The sequence below is a fragment of the Lacrimispora xylanolytica genome, assembly GCF_026723765.1.
Lineage (GTDB): Bacteria > Bacillota > Clostridia > Lachnospirales > Lachnospiraceae > Lacrimispora > Lacrimispora xylanolytica.
Genome location: NZ_CP113524.1, coordinates 947,775 through 966,731, shown reverse-complemented (window position 1 = coordinate 966,731; position 18,957 = coordinate 947,775). Strand labels below are relative to the sequence as shown.

Sequence of the window (18,957 nt, the reverse complement as noted above, 5' to 3'; positions counted from 1 at the left end):
GTGCCACGCAGAGAAGCATCTGTTCTTACATATTAATTCGCCTGACTGCCCTGGCTGGCAGACTCTTTGGCTGCTTCTGTCTCCTGACTGGTTGTTTCCCCTCCAGCCTCTGACTCGCTCTCAGAGCTTTCCCCAGTCTCCTCTTTCTGATTCATCAAGGTATGATAAACAGCTAAAAGATTTTCATCAGACTTTAATGCCTTATCAAGGCTTTCATTCACTTCTTTCGCCAGCTTTTGAACTTCATCTGACTGGTTGGCCTCTTCCATTAACTCAGACTGCTTTTTATCCGTTTCGGCAACCAAATAATACGCTCCGTCTGCATTCTTCTTCGCATAGCAAACGATGAGACTAGGTGCCAGGGACTCAGCCTGACGGAATTTAACATCAAACCTTGTGTAAACAAGCAAATCGTCTTTCTCTACGCCTGGAGCTGTATAGCAAACCAGATTTTCATAATCCTGATAGAATTTTACCTCTTCTTCCATTCTGGTAATCTGCTGATTCAGTTCCTCTGCCGAGCTTGTTCCTCCATATACCGTAGAAAGAGCTTCTTTATCACAGGTTTTCCTGGCCTTAAAATATGCTTCCATTAATTCCTTGATTTCCGGTACTGCATCCTTTTTTAAAACGATCTCTGCCTTTGGAACTTCATCTGATCCATTATCCTCCGCACCAACAGAAGAATTTCCTGTCTTCGATGATAAATCCTTTTCCCCTTGACCCGGCTTATCCAAGATAACTACCGTGATTATAAGTATAATTACTACCAATGGAATGGCAAGAAATTTCCAGTAACGCTTCAAAACGTCCATGGTACCATTTTTCCATTTTTCCAATAAGTGCTTCATATGGGCTTGACCTCCTGGAGAATGAATCTCCTTTTCATTTTAGCAAAAAATGCGATAAAAATCAACAAAACTCTTGCGCTTTAAAACTTCTTATAGTAGAATATAAAAGATGCATCTGTAGCTCAGTGGATAGAGCAATGGCCTCCGGAGCCGTGTGCGTAGGTTCGATTCCTATCAGATGCACTATTTTTTTGCCCGAAAATAATTCTTTAATTTTTCTATTTTACAAGTTCTCTTTGTATTTATCTATTATTTAATTCTTCTATATCCATATTTAATATTTACAACTGAATTTTTCCCATTACCGCTGAAATATAAGTAGTCATTTTATGACAGCTAACTAGTCAGATGCTTTTCCACTTTTAATGTATATTTTGTTCTGTCCTCATTATATTCCTTAATTTAGCATTTAAGCTCCTATTCTTCTTTCGTATAGAATATTCATTCCATTTTCTTCATGTAAACTACATAATTATAATTATTGACATATTTCTACAAAAACATATTTGTTTACTTGGAAGCAATAAAATAATAGAGAGTGGAACATTATCCACTCTAAATTTAATAGAAATTAGAGATTCATAAGTATTCTTTATTCTTATGATGGATTGTGTAATTGATCTCTATTGGAATCATATAATTAAGTGAATCAGGGAAAGAAGCTAAGATAGACAATCAAAGCTTGTTTCGCAATCTTGAATTCCTATTGACGAAGGTTATAAAATAGCGAGAAGATTTTTTTTGATAAATCTTAAACCATCTATTTGCTTAGTTCAATCGAATCCAAAGCTCAGACTTTATGAATTAATAGAAAGATAATATAAAAACTAAAAATACGTAAGTAATATAACCAGCACTCATACTTAATCTATATGTAATAAAAGTATGTATAGAATTCTAATAGCTTTTAACTCTGGTAATGTAAGTTATAAAGCACCCTTATTTTTATTCACCACGGCTATTAGTTACCTAGCCGTGGTGCATCCATAAAATTGCCTAAATATCATTTAGACCAAGATTCTGTATAACCTTTTCATTTATGAAAACACCCAGGGTGATTATAAAAAGTTGCTCTATATAAAATATATCATAAAACTTTACCACAGCTGCCCGGTTGAAGCTTATATCGCAGCTATACTTGTAAAGCATGTGCAAGATAATCTGACTCAGGCGTTTACACCTAAGTTATGAAGATTTTTACTTCATTGTGCCTGACTACCTGCTTTGAATTTTGAATCCTGATTAAATCCCTTATTTCAATTACATCTTCATTGTACCTGTTTCTGGCAATTTATATTCTTCTTTTTTATTGCCAGTTCAATCCGAACCGTATCGTATGTAAAAGTCAGAATCAAGTCTCCCAACTCCATAATTCCGACATCTCTTAATCTGGAATAGCCGATTTTAACTATGGCATCTCCATCTTTCTTGTCTTTTATTTCCAGACCTGCACTAAAATCCTGTTTATTGATACAGGCCCTTTCAATGGTCTGGCAAGCTCTAAAGCCTTCTCCTCCTCGACAAGAAAATATATTAACTGTTATTTTACTGTCCTGTCTGCTCATTAGCAGTGCTTCCACAAATTCTATTCTCATATCAACTCCCCAAAACTCGAACACATGTTCTATGTATATCATATCACCGGAAATTAATTTCGTCAAGCCCAATCAGAACATATGTTCTAAACAAGCTATTGATTTAAAATATTATACAAAAAAATAAGCCGGTATCACCGGCTCACTTGTTCTTAAGTTTAAAACTTTCATAATAACTTTTATAACGATATCTGATATATTTCCCTTCCAAAAAGAGACCATATTCCCTACCATAGGTTTCTATCTCATCACACAGCTCCATCATCAGACCTCTAACCTTATCATTTGCGTAGAATAACTCGTCCATTTTATCAATGGAGCCACATTTCTTATATAAATAATTAATAAATCCTGAGCCATATAAATGAATCTTTTTAAAACCTGCTTTGCTGACGAACCGGGAAGCTGTATTGGAAAAATTGATAAAAAAATCAGTTGTGCTCCTATACTGATTCACCTTTACAAAGCTGTTTTCATATGGTCTTATTAACTTAAAACTATCCATATCCCAGGTATCTAAGTAGATTTTCATAGAATGGTATAAGTCTTCTGACATATTCAGAGTATGATTTTTAAAATAAATTCTGCGATTCTCTAAATCAATCTGATCCATGGTAATTTGATATAAATCCCCTGCCTCCCGTATTCCTTCATAGAAAAGCCGTAGAATACAGGCGCCTATTTCCTTGTTATTCAGCTGATTAATTCCAGTATCTAATTCCAAAGGGGTAATATAAATATTCTTCTTCGCCGATTGATAAATATTTCTAGCTTCCAGCTTATAAGAATCAAATGGATTATAATCTGTATCACCGATTAATTGAAATACGTTACAAAGCTTATGGAGGGAGGTCCTTGTTTTATGTATTGTCTGCATGTTATCGAGACCCATAGTAAGAAATAGGGAAAGCCAATCCTCTTCATTCATGGACAATATATCCTTTTCTGATATCTCCTCCAAAATCTTTTTCTGAATATCGATACCATATTCTTCACATAAATTTGCTAATTTTTGATATTCCATAGTGACCTCCGGTGAAATGGCGCATTTTTTCAACCTTAACACAGGATGATTTGTATGTCAATACGGTTAATATTTTTGAATGTTTACAATTATTTCATCCCTGTTGACAAACGAAATTCCTTATGATAGTATGACATCACAAGAAAATATTAACTGTATTTTAAATTTGTTGTTTCCTCCCATTCACAAATTTCTATCTCAATTCTCTCTCCCATGCCATTTACATCCTTAAGGAATGTGCCGTAGAGGTATTCTTCGGATGCTGCCAATATAAATGGAAAGGAGAAACAATCACAATTATGGACTATCATAGAAAAACAAAGGTTCCCACCAGGGAAGAATTTCATAGAATGTATGCCGGTGAGATAAGCGTAGATGATTTCTGCACCCATCGGTCGAAAAAACGTAAAGTTCCTCATTATACTCTGGAAGAACGAAAGCTTCAGTCGTTGAGTAAAAAACTGCACCCATAACATACGAATTAACTATAACCAATAACAAATGAATCAAGGGGGGATCTTCTTGGCAAAGGAAAAATCATGCCATAAATTTATTTATAAAATACCCAGCAAACGACTTTCTCAGTCGGACTGGAAGCTATCACTGCCGCTGCAAACGGCAATCAAGAATAAAAATGATGTAGTAGCACTTGGTGACAGCCAGCTTTTACGCTGGATTTGTGAACTGAATGGAATCAAGGACTTAGATCAGGAAGTAAGAAATACTCAATCACAAATAAAACATCAAAAGAAATTACCCAAAAGCGAGGAATCTAAGAGTAAGATCAAAGAATTATACAAAAAGCTGTATTCCCTTCAATACCAGAAGGATTATTTTTGCATGATCATGAATACAAAAAAAGATTACTTAAGAGCAAACAAAGGCTTCACCATCAATCAATACTCTTACCGCAGACTGGTGGGAACAAACGGTGGCATTAAAAAATCAACTATCACTTATATAGGTAGTCCCATATACGAAGAAATAAAAAAACGTATGGATAATGGAAGAGATTTAAGTAAACCATTGATTCCCGCCAAGCTGGAAGCTTATCAGGCTTTAATCTGCAGCAGCTCTACTCCTGTCTCCATGCCACGGATTGCCATAGTAAAGGATTGCAATGTAACCTTTAAGGAAGATGTAATTCTGATTCAGGATGGAAACAATGACGAACCAGAGATGAGCCGCCAAAAAGACTACAAAATAAATTACTGCGATTCCGACGGCTATGGACTGATGTCACCGGAATATTCCAGGATTGTAAATAAGGAGCTGTCCGGAGATTCCTCAAATGAAAATACCATTTCCGGAATCAATACCCGTTTTGCCTGGACCAAAGGAATGCTCTTTACCTTTGATTTTAAAGAGTTTGCTAAAAAAGTGAACCACGGAGACTTTACCTTTCAGGATGCCTGGGGGGCGTTACGTGATGTCAGGGATTATGATGTTTTACTTACCACCTCCATGGTTAAGCTATGGGATTCCTATGACAGCCTGGAGCACTTTTTAGAATGCTCCTATGAAAATCATTATGAATTTTCCGTTTCAAAGACAACCCCAGATAGATTGGAACATGCGAGAAATGCCAACTATCAGTTTCTGCAGACCTTTGAATTAACAGACGATGAGCTGTATCAGCTTTGCGAACCTACCATCCGGGAAATTAAAGATGTACTGTTTGATGACTGGAGGAAAACCATTGTATTTTTAAAAGGGATGAACTTAAATGAGCTTCAGTCCGAGCAATGGGAGCATGACTTTGTAAAAGCTCTGATGATAGATAAGCGGATGGCAGAGGACCCATTTGTAGTAGGAAAAATCCACAGTATGATACGAAAGCGGATTCAGATGGCTGCCAAAGGATCCATTAAACTGCCCGGGAACTTTGCCATGGTATGTGGGGACCCCTACTCTCTTGCCCAGTCCATCTTCGGGCTTCCAGTTACCGGACTTTTAAAGCAGGGAGAGGTTTACCATTCCTATTGGAAGCAAAGGGATGTCCATGAGATTGCCTGCTTTCGCGCTCCCATGACCTGTCACAATAACATCAGGAGAAGGAAGGTTGTACATAGCAATGAAATGGATTACTGGTATCAATATATACAAACCGGGATGATTCTTAATTCCTGGGATTCCACCTGCGATGCCTTAAATGGTGCAGATAAAGACAGCGATGCCTTTTTTACTACAAATCATCCGATTATTGTAAAAAACACTAAGAATGCTCCCACCATTGAATGCGTCCAGAAACGAGCGGATAAAGTGATTCCAGAGGAATCCCATCTGGTACAGGCAAATTTACTTGCATTTGGAGACGAAATTGGTTCCACTACTAATAAAATTACTGCCATGATTGAATTGCAAGCCGGTTTCCCAAAAGACAGCCTGGAATATCAGACACTGGAATACCGAATTATGTGCGGCCAGCACTATCAGCAGAATTCCATTGATAAGGCCAAAGGTATTCTGTCAAAACCAATGCCAAAGCACTGGTATGATAAGTCTGCCTGCAGAGCCCTTCCGGAGAACAGCGAGGAAGAGAAAGCATATAAAAAGATATGCCTTGAAATTTGTGCCAGTAAAAAGCCGTATTTCATGAGATACATCTATCCCGAGCTCATGGCTGATCACAAAAAGTATATCAATGACAGTAATAAGAAATGTATTCGCATGTTCCAAATGCCATTGGAAGAACTCAAACAAAATCCTGCTAAAACAAAGGAAGCATTAGAATTTCTTAAATATCACCAGGAGGGATTGCCAGTAGGAAATGAACCCTGTACCGTAAACCGTATCTGCTGGCTTTTTGAGCAGGAATTTCAAGATGTCCTTCAAAAACAAAGAACATCCTCTGCTTTTGATTATTCTATCTTAAAATCAGGAGCGCCCTATAGCAAACGTGATTATAAAAAGATTGAGAAAATAAAAGGGGAATACGACCTGGATGTGAAACATTATCAGCAGCAGGCTAAAACTCAGCGATTGGATAAAGACGAAGTAAGTATGAACCGAACTTTGCTCATTCAAAAATTCAAAGCAGCCTGTGAAGCAATCTGTCCCAATGAAAAAGAGCTTTGCGACATTTTGCTGGATATGTGCTATACCACCAATAAATCAAAGCAGTTCGTCTGGGACATCTGTGGAGAGACCATGATTAATAACTTGCTGAAAAAGAACGACTACGTTGTCAATTACCCGGTACTGACAGAAGGTCATGGGGAATTTGAGTACGCTGGGGAATCATTTATTATGAACCAAAGGAAACAAAGGGAGGATGAAGAGTCATAATTATTTTAAATGAAAAAGAATATGTGGAACATTTACTGGAAACAAACCGGCCGGACTTAACAAAAACCTATCAGACCTTAAGTATGCTGGCAAGATATTATTTTCATATGAAGGGGCTGGACAACAAAAGGAATATGGAAAGGCTTCATATATTTATGGAAGCTCACTATCCCAAATATAATCCGGTTGACTGGTCTGAAACAATAGAATCCTGTGTGAGCCGTGCTCCCAAATATCCCTTATGTCTTTGTGACGGCATCTGGATTACGGATCAGGAGATTAAAACCATTGAGAGTCTTTCAGATAAAGTATTAGAGAGGCTGGCATTTACTCTTTTATGCCTGGCTAAGTACGGGAATTTCAGGAACAAGGAAAATAATAACTGGGTGACAAACAGTGACAGTGAGATTTATAAGATGGCCTGTATCACCACCAAGGCGTATGACAAGGATATCCGATTTCATAAGCTAAGAGAGCTTGGACTCATTGAATTTGCTAAGAAGATAGATAATTTAAGCATTCGTGTACTGTTTTCAGACGAATCCGAAAAAGGCTGCGCATTCATTCGGGATTTTAGAAAGCTTGGGTATGAATGGAGAGTTATGAAGGGTGAGAATTACATCAGATGTGTTAAGTGCGGCATATTGGTGAGAAGAACTTCTTTAAATAGGAAGTACTGCACCGACTGTACCAAACAAAATCCCTACTACTCTCCCATTGGAACTAAAAAGATATCCTGCATAGACTGTGGAATCACGTTTGAAGCCGTGGCTGCCAGCAGAGAATGCAGATGTGAAGCATGTAAGCTGAACCATAAAAGAGAAATTCAAAAGATGAAAGCGAGACGATACCGCAGCAAAACAATGGCGTAACCCAGCTCATTTTAGAGGAGCTCTTAAAAATACCATTACGAAACCATTGATTTTGCGGCTTTTTATAAGAACATACGTTCGATTGTAATTTTACTAATATGGAAAGGTACAAAGAATCCATTCCTTTCTCATAACACTCCTTGGCACCGGTGGTCCGATTGACGCTGTCGTCGGACTGCCGTTTATTTGTACCGGTTGAGAGTATGACTAAAATTATGGAATTATGTACATTTATCAGAAAGAAGGTATTACCATGAAAAAACGCATTTTTCCAAACGTGGATCATTTGATAAGTGAAATAATCTCACTGGCTGATTCTTCTTCCCCTTCTGCTCAGGAAATTAATATTGTAGCCGGATACGTACATCTTTGCTCTATATTAAATGCAATCGTGAAAAACAGCGATTACCAGCTCTGCAATGTAAAGCTGAGCGATTTTCATGTGGATGGATACAGAGACGAATACATACTTACTTTATCTGACAAAAAGATATGGTGTCAGGAAGCGAAGAATGAAAAAGGATACTTATGGGTGGATGGAATTTTAACCTATGTCCATTCCGATTGCAGCAGCGCATTCGTAATAAAGAACAGGGAACAGCCTATGTTAGAATTTGAATTTATTTATGAAGAGGAAAGATAGTTCTATGAAATTAGATTACGGAACACTTATCAGCATATCACCTTTGGAGCTAAAAAACGGCCTGGGCATCCGTTCTCCCCTGCTAAGAGAAATTGAGGCCCTCTCCTTTCCGGTTTACCAATCCTTCCTTGGCGTTTTATTGCTGGACATTGAATCCTATTACAGTGGAATGGATAAGAATGGACCGGATTACTTTGCAAACTATTCCCACCAGGAAAAGCAAGCCATTTGCCAGATTCGAGAGGAATATAATCATTTGAACCTGGAGGAAAAGGAAGGGATTTTGCCCATAGACATTTTCTCCTATGATACAAAGCTTTTAAACAGCGTAACAGAGGCACTGTCCTTTTTTCTGGATTGCCGTCTAAGCTATTCCCATGAACATAAGGGTTTTATTGCAATCGATGGAAAGAGGGCTGATTGCCAAGTACCAAGGGAAATTTATTCCCTGATTACAGAGCTCATTTTGCAGCGAAATGGTATCTTTCCTTCCAAAACAGCCATTGAAAAGCCTAAATTTAAAAGCGAGTTGGCAAAAAAATTATATTACCGAGCCAAAGAGGCGGAACAAAAACGAGAAAAGAGCAGAGATAACAGTGCAAGTATGGATCTTCCCAATATTTTATCTGCGGTTGCTGCCAGACACCCCTCCCTAAACATGTTAAACATATGGGATATTACAGTCTATCAGCTATACGATCAGTTTAAGCGGCTGCAAAATAACACGCTCTATGACATTCAATCCATGTCAGTTGCTGCATGGGGAGACAGTAAAAACAATTTCGACCCTTCTCAATGGTACAAAAACTTAAACACCGAAAATTAAGATTTGCAAATTTGTAAGTCTTTTTTTTATATTTCAAAAATCAGGAGGATTTTATTATGACAAACATGAACAAAGCCAACAGAACTTGCTGTGACGTGGATATCAGAGTGTTAAAGACACTGGCTCCATATCTCTTCTTTGAAGACGCAAACGTAACCACATTTGGTTTTACAGCAGACGAGACTTATGCTACCAGCAAAGGTGCGAAGAAGATCGCTTTCTCTAATCCAATGGACGGCACAATGACAATCGAAGCGCAGGTAAAACCATTTAAGCTTTACGCTTTATTATCTGACGGTGTCATTGATACCACTGCTGTTGTTGCAGAGAGAAAGTCCATTTCCAGTACTACTGCTGGAGAGCTCACTCTTCCAGAAGGCGTTAAAGCCGGTTCCGTATTTGTATACGAGGAAGGTGATTTTGGCGGCAAAGCCGTACAGGGAACTGTGGAAGGTACTAAATTCAGCGGTGCCGGCATCTTAGCTGGCAAGTCCTATGAATTAGGTTATTTAATCGCCAAAGAGACCGGCGTACAGAAGATTAGCTTTAACAACAAAAAGAATCCACAGGATTACTACATCACCATGAAAACAGTAGAAAAAGATGAAAGCGGCGTAATCACTCCTTACCTCATTACAGGCTATAAGTGCAAGCCGAAAAAGACCCTTGACTTAAGCTTCTCTTCCAGCGGTGACGCAGCTACTGTAAAAATTGAATTTGCCTGCTTAGAAGATAAGGACGGCAATGTTGCTGACATGGTAGAGTACATGGAAACGGAAGCATAAGCTTTTCGTTTCAGGATTGAATCCATTCAGGTTTAACCGATTGTAGTTTGTGTTATTTATAACACTTAGGGAATAACGAGTCCGCTACAATCGTTATTCCCTATTTTTTTATTGCATAAGGAGACGTTATGAAATTTTATTCTTTAGAAGAAGCAAAATCCGTTTATGGAGAGGAATCCCTGATTCCTATTTCCTCTTTAAAACAGATTATATTTTACTGCTCCAACGGACTTCAGCCCGAATTCATCTGGGAATCAGAACGACAGGAGGGAAAAATTGTCGCCTGGTTCCACAAGGCAAAAAGCGAGCTGATCTACAAGCGCTGGCAGGAAAATAAACCGTAACAAAACCGTATCTCACCAAATCTCCCACCTATATATAAATGAGGAAAATCTATGGCAGACAATGATTCTATGTTAAAACTTACCGCTGCTTTGGACAAGGCAAAGAGTACAAAGCAGCTGAATCAGGATATAAAAAGCATAGAGAAAACCATCAACCAGCTTCACCTGATGGCAAAACTCTATCAAGGGGAAAGCAGAACGCAATTAAATGCTTCCATAAAAGAACTGGAAAAAAAAGTAGATGTCATCCGTTTAAAAGCAGAGATTGACAATAAGAAATTAAAAGCAGATTTAGACCATGCATTAAGCAATGTTTCACTAAAAGAGATAAAAATCAGCGAACAGGGAATGAAAGTCTCGGCAATGAAAATCGCCCAGAGTTTAAACTCTGTTTTATCTAAATATACCATTGTACCAAAAATCGATTTAAAGCCCGAGGGGTTCAAAAAGGACCTTACTGGTATTCAAAGTAAAATAAACGCTGTGACTACAGCCTTTGAACTGGCAAGGACCGGAATTGTTAAATTTAAGCAGTCTACGGCCACCTTAAAAGAAATTTCTTCTATTTTAAACGATATTTCAAAAGCTGCTGGAATGAGCCGGGAAGAAATTAAAAAATTAGGAAAAGAATCATTTCAATCTGCCGGGACTTATGGAGCCTCCGCCAAGGACTATCTCCTAAGCGTCCTTTCCATGGCAAAAAGCGGGTACGGCTCTGTTTCCAAAGAACTGGGTGAACTGTCCCTGTTAGCCCAGTCACTGGGTTCAGCTTCTGCAGCGGCTGCTGAAAGCTTTATTAAATCCATGGATACTGCATACCAATACAGCGGCAGCGTAGAAAAACTGACCAGGGCGCTTGAGGGCGTTATCTCTGTATCAATGCAAAGCAAGATACCACTGGCTGAACTTACCACCGCTATGGAAGCAAATGCCGCATCAGCTGCAAAGGCAGGCATTGGAATCGACCAGCTGACTGCTGCAGAAGCAACTCTTATTGCCTCCTCCAGCCAGTCAGGAGCCTTCGTGGGGCAATCCTTCCAATCCGTTTTAGACCAGCTGGGCCGTATGAATCAGTCATCACAGCAGCTGACAGAACCGATCAAACGCCTGGAAGAAATGGCAAACGCCTACTCTTCTATTTCCAGTCAGAACGACGTTTCTTTATTTGGAGATATGGATAGTCAGGAAATGTCTAATCCCATTAAAGTATTGTTAGAACAATGGAGTCTGTATGAACAGCTTCTCATCAATTACTCCAACGGCAGTCAGGCAGCCATGGAAGCAGCCAGTGCTACTGCCTCCACTTGGGAAAGCCAGCTTATTTCCCTTCAGAATTCATGGGATTCATTTATATACTCTCTGACTAGTCAAAATCAGTCATCGGGAGTTGGGTTGTTTCTGGAGCAAACGCTTGTTAGCATTGAGGCGCTGGAGGAAAACATTAAACGCATACCACAAATGTTGGAGAGCATTAATGGAACAACTCCAAATACAGATAATAAATCCTTTAAAAGCGATTCGTCAATGACCCCTATTTCCTTTGATCTAAAATCCATATTAAAACCTGCTAATAATCTTCTTGATTTTTCAAAATCAGTAGATAAGCTGGAAGAAAGTTTAATCAAGGGAGAATATGGACTTAATTTATTTTCTGCATCCGTGGCAAGAAACCATGTAACATTAAAAGATTACTTGGCAACATGCACTAAGGAAGCTCCAGCTTCTTTAAGTGGGTATAAAGCGCATTTAAAAAACACGGGTATAGAAACAGATCTCTTAAGATCTAAAACTATATTACTTAATGCAGCAATGTCTGGTATTGTTGCTATTGCAATGCAGGTTTTATCTATGGCTATTTCCGCCATAGGTCAGGCTATTTATGATCATTACCATCAAGTGGAAATTGCAGAAAAAGCTCTAGCTGATGCTGAACAAAAATTAGAAGACTCTAATTCAAGAATATCTTCAATCAATGACAAACTGAAAGAAACATCAGATCGACTAAATGAATTAAATGCGAAAGGTAAACTAACTTTTATTGAGCAAGAGGAAGTTGAGAAATTAAAAACGTATAATGAGGAATTGAACCAACAGCTCTTGGCCGAAAAAGCTATAAATGAGTATAATAAACAGAACGAAAGAAAAAAAACATTAGATTACCTGAATGCGGAGACGGATTATACCGAGTATGATGGTTTTACCCCTTCTCTGCCTAATCGAGCTGGAGCACCTGTTTCTCAAGCAAAGATTTTCACAAGATCTGGCACTGTATTAGATAAGACTTCCAGTGAATTAGCAGAGATCGAACGCTTAAAAACAGAGCTTGAAGGTAAAAAGGCGGAAGTAGATCGTATCAAAGCATCAGATCCTAAAGGATACAAATGGGATATAAAATACCAAAATACAGATAAAGAACGAAGTATACTTGAGGGTCGGATTAAAGAGTTAGAAACCACACTAGCAGAAGAAATCCCAAAAATCACCGAAAAACTTTATAATTTAGATTCTGAAAATGATAAAGATGCCATTAGCAAAATAAAATACATTCTAAATTCATATATCCGACAATCCCCCGACATTACTCCAGAGGAAAAATTTAACAATATTTGGAATTCTGAAGAATTCTCCAATTCAAAGAATTTGCTGACTTCCCAAGTTGGATCAGGAAATTTTATTGGAATCAAGCCTATTTTTGATATTAATTTCCAAAAGCTTACAAGTGAAACTGGCTTAGGTTATGCAGAAACATATCAGAAGGTCATTTCTTCAGCACAGCAACAAATTAATGATGAAATGAATAATAACTTTATAAAATCATTTTCAGGACTTCCTATAAATGAAATTAAAGATTACATTAATCAGCTAGATACCGGTGATCTTAACGAAACAACAATTACTTCCTTTGAGAACTTGAATAAAATAATTCAGTCTACAGGTGTAAGTTCGGCCAGTGCTATAGAAAATATAAAGAACTTTTCTAAAAATATAGATTTTACTCCAGAATTAGAAGCAAATATGAAAAAGGCTGCTGATTTAGTTAATTCAATAAATCAGGAATTTCAAAATACTGATAAAATAAGCTCTTCCAGTTTAAAATCCATGGCTGATCAATTTCCAGCTATGGAAAGCGACATAGAAAACTATAAAAATGGCTTAATCAGTTCGAAGGCACTACATGACCAGCTATTAGAAGTTTACAAGAATGACGCAGAATCTTTTCAAGTTAACATGGTTAACAAACTTAGTGAGAACGATTCTTTTTATGAAAACGTAAGAAAGAATAATCAAAGCTTATTCGTAGACCTAGCAATTGCATATGGAAACGATTTAAAAAACTGGAAAAATCTTATGACTGCAAAAGGCAGAATGAAGCTTGCTTTAGAAAAGACACTTTCTGATATGTGGACTGGTAAATATGGAGAAGCCGGTTCCTATGGTTCTTATGAAAACAATATTAAAGAAGGAAAAGATGGTCAGGTAACTGTAATTTCAGATGATCCTACTGCAATATATGAAAAAGGATTTCAAAATATAGAGGCAGAGACAGATAAATACAATGGGTTCATTAGACAATTAAATGATGCTGCAAAAGCTGAAATAACTATACCCGATATAACAAACTCCAACTCTGGAAGTAAAGCAACAACTTCACCCAAAAACACATCTTCTGTCCAAAAGCAAATGTTTGATTGGGCCGATCGCTATGAGAAATACCAGGATGACAAGAGGAGTACATTAAAAGATACCTCCTCCAATACCTACATCGACTACCTGGGCATATCAGAAGACGATTTTAAACGTGGTAAGGAAATCCTGGATAATGAAGCCCCCACCATAGAGCAGTTAGAAGAACTGAAAAACATGGCGGAGAAATCAGGGCTATCAATCAATGATCTGACCCGCACCTTAACAAGCGGAACCTGGAGTGCCTCCCGCCAAAGCGCATTACAGCAGCTTGTGCAACACGATAAAACCGCCCTGGAAGATCAGACAAAAATAATTGGACAGTATCAGTCTCAATATGACGCTGCTCTCTCAAAAATAGACCCCAATTACAGAAGCAAAATAGAGAAAGGGGAACTGTCCACCGATAATCTTTCAGGAGCGGAAGCAGAAAGCGTACAGGCTGCCATTGCTGCCTACGATAAGCTAAAAGCATCAAAAGATAAACAAATTGATTTACAAAAGAATTATACTGAAAGCTTTATGGCCAGCTATGAAAATCAAGCAGCAGCTGTTAAAGCTGAAAACGATGAACTAAAAGCCTCAAGTTCACTTATCGAAAAGCAGATTGCCTACATGAAAACAGCCGGTGAACTCATAGATGCCTCCATTTACAACAAGCTGATCGAGCAATCAAAGCAGCAGGAAGCAAACACCCAACGACTGATCGAAATCAAGCGAAAGGAAATGCAGGATTTACGAGAGCAAAATCTAAACTCAGAAAACTCCGAATCCTATCAAAAGCTTGATCAGGAAGTCAGTGACTTAGAGTCCTCACTTTTGGACTTAAAGAAATCTCAGGAAGAATACAATTTCCAGCTTCTTAAAATGCCAATTGAGCACATGGAGACAGTCGCTGGAATGTACAAGAACATCCAGTCTGCCATGGAAAATTGGAACAGTGAACTGGAAGCTTCCGGCAAAAAGGCAGACAGCAGCTACTATCAGAAGTTAATTTCAAACGGCTTCACCCTGATGGATCAATACCAAAAACAGGCCGGGCTCATAGAAGATGTCATGAATGAATACGAAGCTGGTACTGACAATTGGAATGAGTTATACAGCAAGCTTCAAAATGTAAACTCAGAAATGTCATCTATGGTCCAAAATCTCCATAAATGGAACGAAGCACTTTTAAAAATGCCGCTGGAGAAGATTACCGCAAATTCCTCCGATCTGCAAAAGCTGTTAAGCGGCCTGGAATCCGTAAAAGGAGAATATGATACCGTCATCAGTGCTGTAACAGGTGCCATTAACGATCAGGTTAAGGCCATCAATGAGCAAAAAGAGGCGGTCAATGAGGAATACGAAGCGTCCAAAAAATCATTACAGGATAAATTGGATCTATTAAGCAAACAAAACGAAAAGCTTAAATTGCAGCAAAGATACGAACAATCCTTGTATGATCTTCAAAAGGTCAACCGACAGGCAACTGAAAAGGTAATCCGTGATGGACAGCTGGTCTATGAGCAGGATGCTGACAAGCTACGCCAAGCAAAAGAAGCGGTCCAGGATGCGAAGTTCGACTTAGAAACTAATGAGCTGAAAACCCAAATCGACAACCTGCAGGAAACCCTTAATGGCTTAAACGATACCTACCAGGAGCAGCTGGAATCTTTACAGAAAATATCTGATAAATGGTCTGAGATTAACGGAAAAATCTCTCAGGCACAGAATGAGTCCAAGGCCGATGAAATTCTGGGAAAAGGCTGGAAGGATAAAATCTTATCCGGCAATGATACATCGCTCTTTCAGAACATCACTCAGATGTATACAGGTATCTCAGAGCAAATCCTACAGTATAAAGAGCAAATCGATGCCACCAATCATATTTCTACTCTCCTTGAAAGCTATATTGCCTCCTACAAGGATGGAACCTTAAGCTATACTCAGGCTCTGACTGGAATCAATGACCTCTTGTCTCAGCTCAACCAAAAGATGCCTGCTGCCAATGGCCTGCAAAACTTATACGATTATTACGGGGCCATAAAAGGAACTGCTGCTAACGGTGACAGCATATTTTCTGAGATTCAGAAAAGCTTAGCCGCCACTGCCGGAGACCTTGTAAAATCACTGGAGCAGTATAATAAAAATTACGGAGCTATCTCCGAATACACCTCCAGCTGGCAGCAGCTCACGGATAATGTAGCGTCTATGCTTCGCGTATTAAAAGAAGTCCGGGATAACTTAAAATCCACAGAAGACGATGACGATGAAGATAAAAAGAGTAACAAGAAGTCCAATGGCGAACCATATATAGGCGGTGGCTGGGTGAGTGGAGGACCGGGTGACCCTGGCAGCAAAAGTGCACGTTCCCTCAAAATCGGCATTCAAGGCGGACTAATCGGTAACAGCACCCTCTTTGACCGAGAAGCAAAAATGAAGCTCTTAGGTCTTAAGAAACTGGAGCCTGACGAATTTCCAACAATTCTTCATAAAAATGAAGCTGTTTTCAACACAGAGCAGCAGGATACTCTTCTCTCCAACTTGGGACAGGCCTGGAACTATACTCCATTTGCTTCATCATTTCTCACAGACGTATCAAATGGATCGGGACAGACAACCACGAATTTTGAATTTGGAGATATTCGCATTGAGTCATGCAGCAATGCAGATGAACTGGCACAAGGCATCTTAAATGGCGGCCTGCGAAATGCCATGATTCAGCATACCGGAAAACATTAACAAATACGGAGCAAACAGAAAGGAAGTGAATATAATTGAACCTGCAAGATGTCTATAAAAAGCTGGTGGAGGACATTCATTACTTATTTAAAAACGCAGCAGAAACCATGAAATTTGACCGCACATTCCGTGCCAAGGTCACAGGCTCTGCTTCCAAAGGGAAGTACACCATTTCCTATAAGAATAGAACACTCACAGCCAGATGCAGCCAAAATCTTCACCCAAACGATACCGTTTGGGTCTGTGCTCCCTGTAATGACTGGAATTCCTTATTTATTCTGGCAGCGGAGCCACAAGAGAGTTCCTGATCAAAACAGAACCGGCGAAACCATTTTAATAAGAAAAGGAGCAACATATGTATGCAACCATACACCCCATAGAACCATTTGATTCGTCAACTGGAACTACCATTCATTTTTCCTGGCAGGGGAATCAGATTTACAAAGCAAGGTGCCTCATTAAAGACAATGCTTCTGGAACAACCGTATTCGATAAAACAATCAGCACCATGAAACAAAGCTATACTCTTCCAGCTGATTCAGGTTTAAAAAACGGAGGCTATTACGTAGCATATTTGTCCGTTTTTGACATAGACGACAAAGAGTCCACCCTTCCAAGCATAGGAACACCATTTTACTGCTACGAAACACCGGAATTTAAATTATCCGTAAATCCTGGTGATGTTTTAAAATCATCAGCATTTCAAACTGAACTCGTCTATTCCCAGAAGCAGAAAGAGCCTCTAAATTCCTTTTGCATTACACTCTACACCTATCAAAAAACAGAGCTCCAGATGTCTGGCGATCTATACGACACCAGTGAATTAACATATCTCATATCTGGACTAGAAAATGCAAAACAGTACTACATAAGAGCAACCGGAAAGACCCTTCACAACATGAGCCTGGATACCGGCTATATTTTATTTACCGTATCCTATACTCAAGCTCAAATATTCAATCCTCTTGAGCTAAACAACAGAGCCGAACACGGCGCTATAGAAATAAAAAGCAATATCATTTCAACCATCGGCATCCCAGAAAAAGATGTCATCTACCTGGAAAATGAGTATGCTGATTTAAGAGAAAATTCCGTTACCTATGATATCGGTTTTGAGGTAAAAGGAGACTTTACCAAGGCATTTCGTTTTCACCGACCGGTATGCAATGCAAAAATCATTCATTTTACCAATAAAGATCAATGTCATGTAAACATTTATTACAGGGAAGGTATTTACTCAGACTCTGGAGGTGAAAAAGCATTTTTCGAGCTGGAAGCAGTCTCTTCCGGCAGCAAATATATCCTCTTTACGAAATACCTTCCAATCCCCAAAGATATCCAGCAATTTGTGCTCTGCATTAACCGAACCAGCAGCTATTATGAAATGAAAGCTGATCTGGTAAACAAATAGAAAGGCGGTGATATTATGTTTTTAGGAAGCTGTTTTGCCTCAAGCAAGGAATCCCTGGCCTCATCACCAGCCTCATCTTCTGACATTTCCGACCTAACCATAGCTTCAGCAGTCTATGATGAAATATTCGCAACGGAAAAGGTAATTGAACTGTCAGAAGAAGACCATGCCTTTCCTTCTGTCTGGGGCTTTGATACCAGGCTTCACGCCCTGTTTCAAGGAACCCTCTACGGTGGAAACGTCAGCTTTACAGAGAGCATCGTAGAATCCATACGAATTAAAAAGAAGGTAAAGGGCGATAAAAAATTTAAGACAATCTTTGAAAAGCCCATTCGCTCCAATGAAGATTTTAAAATAGAATTAATAGATTACTATGAACCAGTAGGAACGGTGGAGTACGCCTATGTACCAGTCATTTCCGGCGGTGAAAATAACTATATTACAAACCGTGTAGAATCCTGGTTTGACTCCTATTTTATCTGTGAAAAGGATATCTCCTATCCTATGGTCCTGGACACAAGATTCGATAAAAAGCTGACTCAGCGCACCAATCTGATTGAGCTTCTGGGAAGAGAAAAGCCAGTGGTATTAAAGGGTGGAAAAATCCGATATTTCTCTGGAGATATTTCCTGTACCTTTATCGAATTAAAAGAAGATGGCTGGCAAACTCATTCATCCTGGGAATACCGAAATGGAATCTATGATTTCCTTACCAACGGTCAGCCAAAGATTCTGAAAGATTTTCTCGGAAATGTTTATATGGTGGCTGTCACAAGCAGTGATATCACAGAAGAATCCGATCATTATGAGCACGTAACCACGAAATTCAGCGTTGCGGAATGCGGCAGTGCCTATGAGGCCGGAGACCTTTATGACAACGGCTTTATCGACGCCGACTTTGACAGGTAGG

General features: G+C 38.9%; 14 protein-coding genes and 1 tRNA gene. 12 read left to right on the top strand and 3 right to left on the bottom strand.

Annotated features, from left to right (window positions below):
• Positions 1–32: 32 nt before the first annotated feature.
• Positions 33–851: a hypothetical protein gene (locus tag OW255_RS04650; protein WP_268115778.1), complete on the bottom strand. Its 819-nt coding sequence runs from the start codon at positions 849–851 to the stop codon at positions 33–35.
• Positions 852–962: 111 nt separating this feature from the next.
• Here OW255_RS04650 and OW255_RS04645 point away from each other — a divergent pair.
• Positions 963–1,034 (top strand) — tRNA-Arg (locus tag OW255_RS04645).
• Positions 1,035–2,119: 1,085 nt separating this feature from the next.
• Here OW255_RS04645 and OW255_RS04640 read toward each other — a convergent pair.
• Both OW255_RS04640 and OW255_RS04635 read right to left on the bottom strand, forming a co-directional pair.
• Positions 2,120–2,446, bottom strand: coding sequence for a hypothetical protein (locus OW255_RS04640; RefSeq protein ID WP_024837073.1), 327 nt, complete (start codon positions 2,444–2,446; stop codon positions 2,120–2,122).
• Positions 2,447–2,588: 142 nt separating this feature from the next.
• Positions 2,589–3,470: a hypothetical protein gene (locus OW255_RS04635; RefSeq protein WP_024837074.1), complete on the bottom strand. Its 882-nt coding sequence runs from the start codon at positions 3,468–3,470 to the stop codon at positions 2,589–2,591.
• 299 nt (positions 3,471–3,769) lie between these two features.
• Here OW255_RS04635 and OW255_RS04630 point away from each other — a divergent pair, with 299 nt between their 5' ends.
• The 11 genes from OW255_RS04630 (at position 3,770) to OW255_RS04580 (ending at position 18,956) form a co-directional block, all read left to right on the top strand.
• Entirely contained in the window at positions 3,770–3,943 is a 174-nt protein-coding gene (locus OW255_RS04630; RefSeq protein ID WP_155857756.1) for a hypothetical protein, read from the top strand.
• Positions 3,944–3,992: 49 nt separating this feature from the next.
• The gene (locus OW255_RS04625) at positions 3,993–6,758 is read left to right on the top strand and encodes an RNA dependent RNA polymerase (protein WP_024837076.1); all 2,766 of its coding nucleotides are present in this window, start codon (positions 3,993–3,995) and stop codon (positions 6,756–6,758) included.
• 23 nt (positions 6,759–6,781) lie between these two features.
• Positions 6,782–7,630, top strand: coding sequence for a hypothetical protein (locus OW255_RS04620; RefSeq protein ID WP_268115777.1), 849 nt, complete (start codon positions 6,782–6,784; stop codon positions 7,628–7,630).
• A 253-nt stretch (positions 7,631–7,883) separates the two neighbouring features.
• Complete coding sequence (locus OW255_RS04615; protein WP_268115775.1) at positions 7,884–8,273, top strand: hypothetical protein; 390 nt, start codon at positions 7,884–7,886, stop codon at positions 8,271–8,273.
• Between the two features lie 4 nt (positions 8,274–8,277).
• Entirely contained in the window at positions 8,278–9,099 is an 822-nt protein-coding gene (locus OW255_RS04610) for a hypothetical protein (protein ID WP_268115774.1), read from the top strand.
• Between the two features lie 56 nt (positions 9,100–9,155).
• The gene (locus OW255_RS04605; RefSeq protein ID WP_268115773.1) at positions 9,156–9,884 is read left to right on the top strand and encodes a hypothetical protein; all 729 of its coding nucleotides are present in this window, start codon (positions 9,156–9,158) and stop codon (positions 9,882–9,884) included.
• Between the two features lie 128 nt (positions 9,885–10,012).
• A complete protein-coding gene (locus OW255_RS04600; protein ID WP_024837081.1) occupies positions 10,013–10,228 on the top strand; it encodes a hypothetical protein in 216 nt (71 codons plus the stop codon).
• Positions 10,229–10,279: 51 nt separating this feature from the next.
• Positions 10,280–16,636, top strand: coding sequence for a hypothetical protein (locus tag OW255_RS04595; RefSeq protein ID WP_268115772.1), 6,357 nt, complete (start codon positions 10,280–10,282; stop codon positions 16,634–16,636).
• Between the two features lie 35 nt (positions 16,637–16,671).
• Positions 16,672–16,944, top strand: a complete 273-nt coding sequence (locus OW255_RS04590; protein WP_268115771.1) for a hypothetical protein — start codon at positions 16,672–16,674, stop codon at positions 16,942–16,944.
• A 47-nt stretch (positions 16,945–16,991) separates the two neighbouring features.
• Positions 16,992–18,047 carry a hypothetical protein gene (locus OW255_RS04585; RefSeq protein WP_268115770.1) on the top strand — a complete coding sequence of 352 codons (1,056 nt, stop codon included), beginning with the start codon at positions 16,992–16,994 and terminating at the stop codon, positions 18,045–18,047.
• 15 nt (positions 18,048–18,062) lie between these two features.
• Positions 18,063–18,956, top strand: a complete 894-nt coding sequence (locus tag OW255_RS04580; RefSeq protein WP_268115769.1) for a hypothetical protein — start codon at positions 18,063–18,065, stop codon at positions 18,954–18,956.
• The last annotated feature ends 1 nt before the right edge of the window (position 18,957 follow it).

What these genes read in the sequence shown, in the direction of transcription:
- OW255_RS04630 (WP_155857756.1), top strand. Translation starts at nt 3,770, where the DNA reads ATGGACTATCATAGAAAAACAAAGGTTCCCACCAGGGAAGAATTTCAT.
- OW255_RS04615 (WP_268115775.1), top strand. Translation starts at nt 7,884, where the DNA reads ATGAAAAAACGCATTTTTCCAAACGTGGATCATTTGATAAGTGAAATA.
- OW255_RS04585 (WP_268115770.1), top strand. Translation starts at nt 16,992, where the DNA reads ATGTATGCAACCATACACCCCATAGAACCATTTGATTCGTCAACTGGA.
- OW255_RS04635 (WP_024837074.1), bottom strand. Translation starts at nt 3,470, where the DNA reads ATGGAATATCAAAAATTAGCAAATTTATGTGAAGAATATGGTATCGAT.
- OW255_RS04610 (WP_268115774.1), top strand. Translation starts at nt 8,278, where the DNA reads ATGAAATTAGATTACGGAACACTTATCAGCATATCACCTTTGGAGCTA.
- OW255_RS04605 (WP_268115773.1), top strand. Translation starts at nt 9,156, where the DNA reads ATGACAAACATGAACAAAGCCAACAGAACTTGCTGTGACGTGGATATC.
- OW255_RS04600 (WP_024837081.1), top strand. Translation starts at nt 10,013, where the DNA reads ATGAAATTTTATTCTTTAGAAGAAGCAAAATCCGTTTATGGAGAGGAA.
- OW255_RS04595 (WP_268115772.1), top strand. Translation starts at nt 10,280, where the DNA reads ATGGCAGACAATGATTCTATGTTAAAACTTACCGCTGCTTTGGACAAG.
- OW255_RS04650 (WP_268115778.1), bottom strand. Translation starts at nt 851, where the DNA reads ATGAAGCACTTATTGGAAAAATGGAAAAATGGTACCATGGACGTTTTG.
- OW255_RS04640 (WP_024837073.1), bottom strand. Translation starts at nt 2,446, where the DNA reads ATGAGAATAGAATTTGTGGAAGCACTGCTAATGAGCAGACAGGACAGT.
- OW255_RS04580 (WP_268115769.1), top strand. Translation starts at nt 18,063, where the DNA reads ATGTTTTTAGGAAGCTGTTTTGCCTCAAGCAAGGAATCCCTGGCCTCA.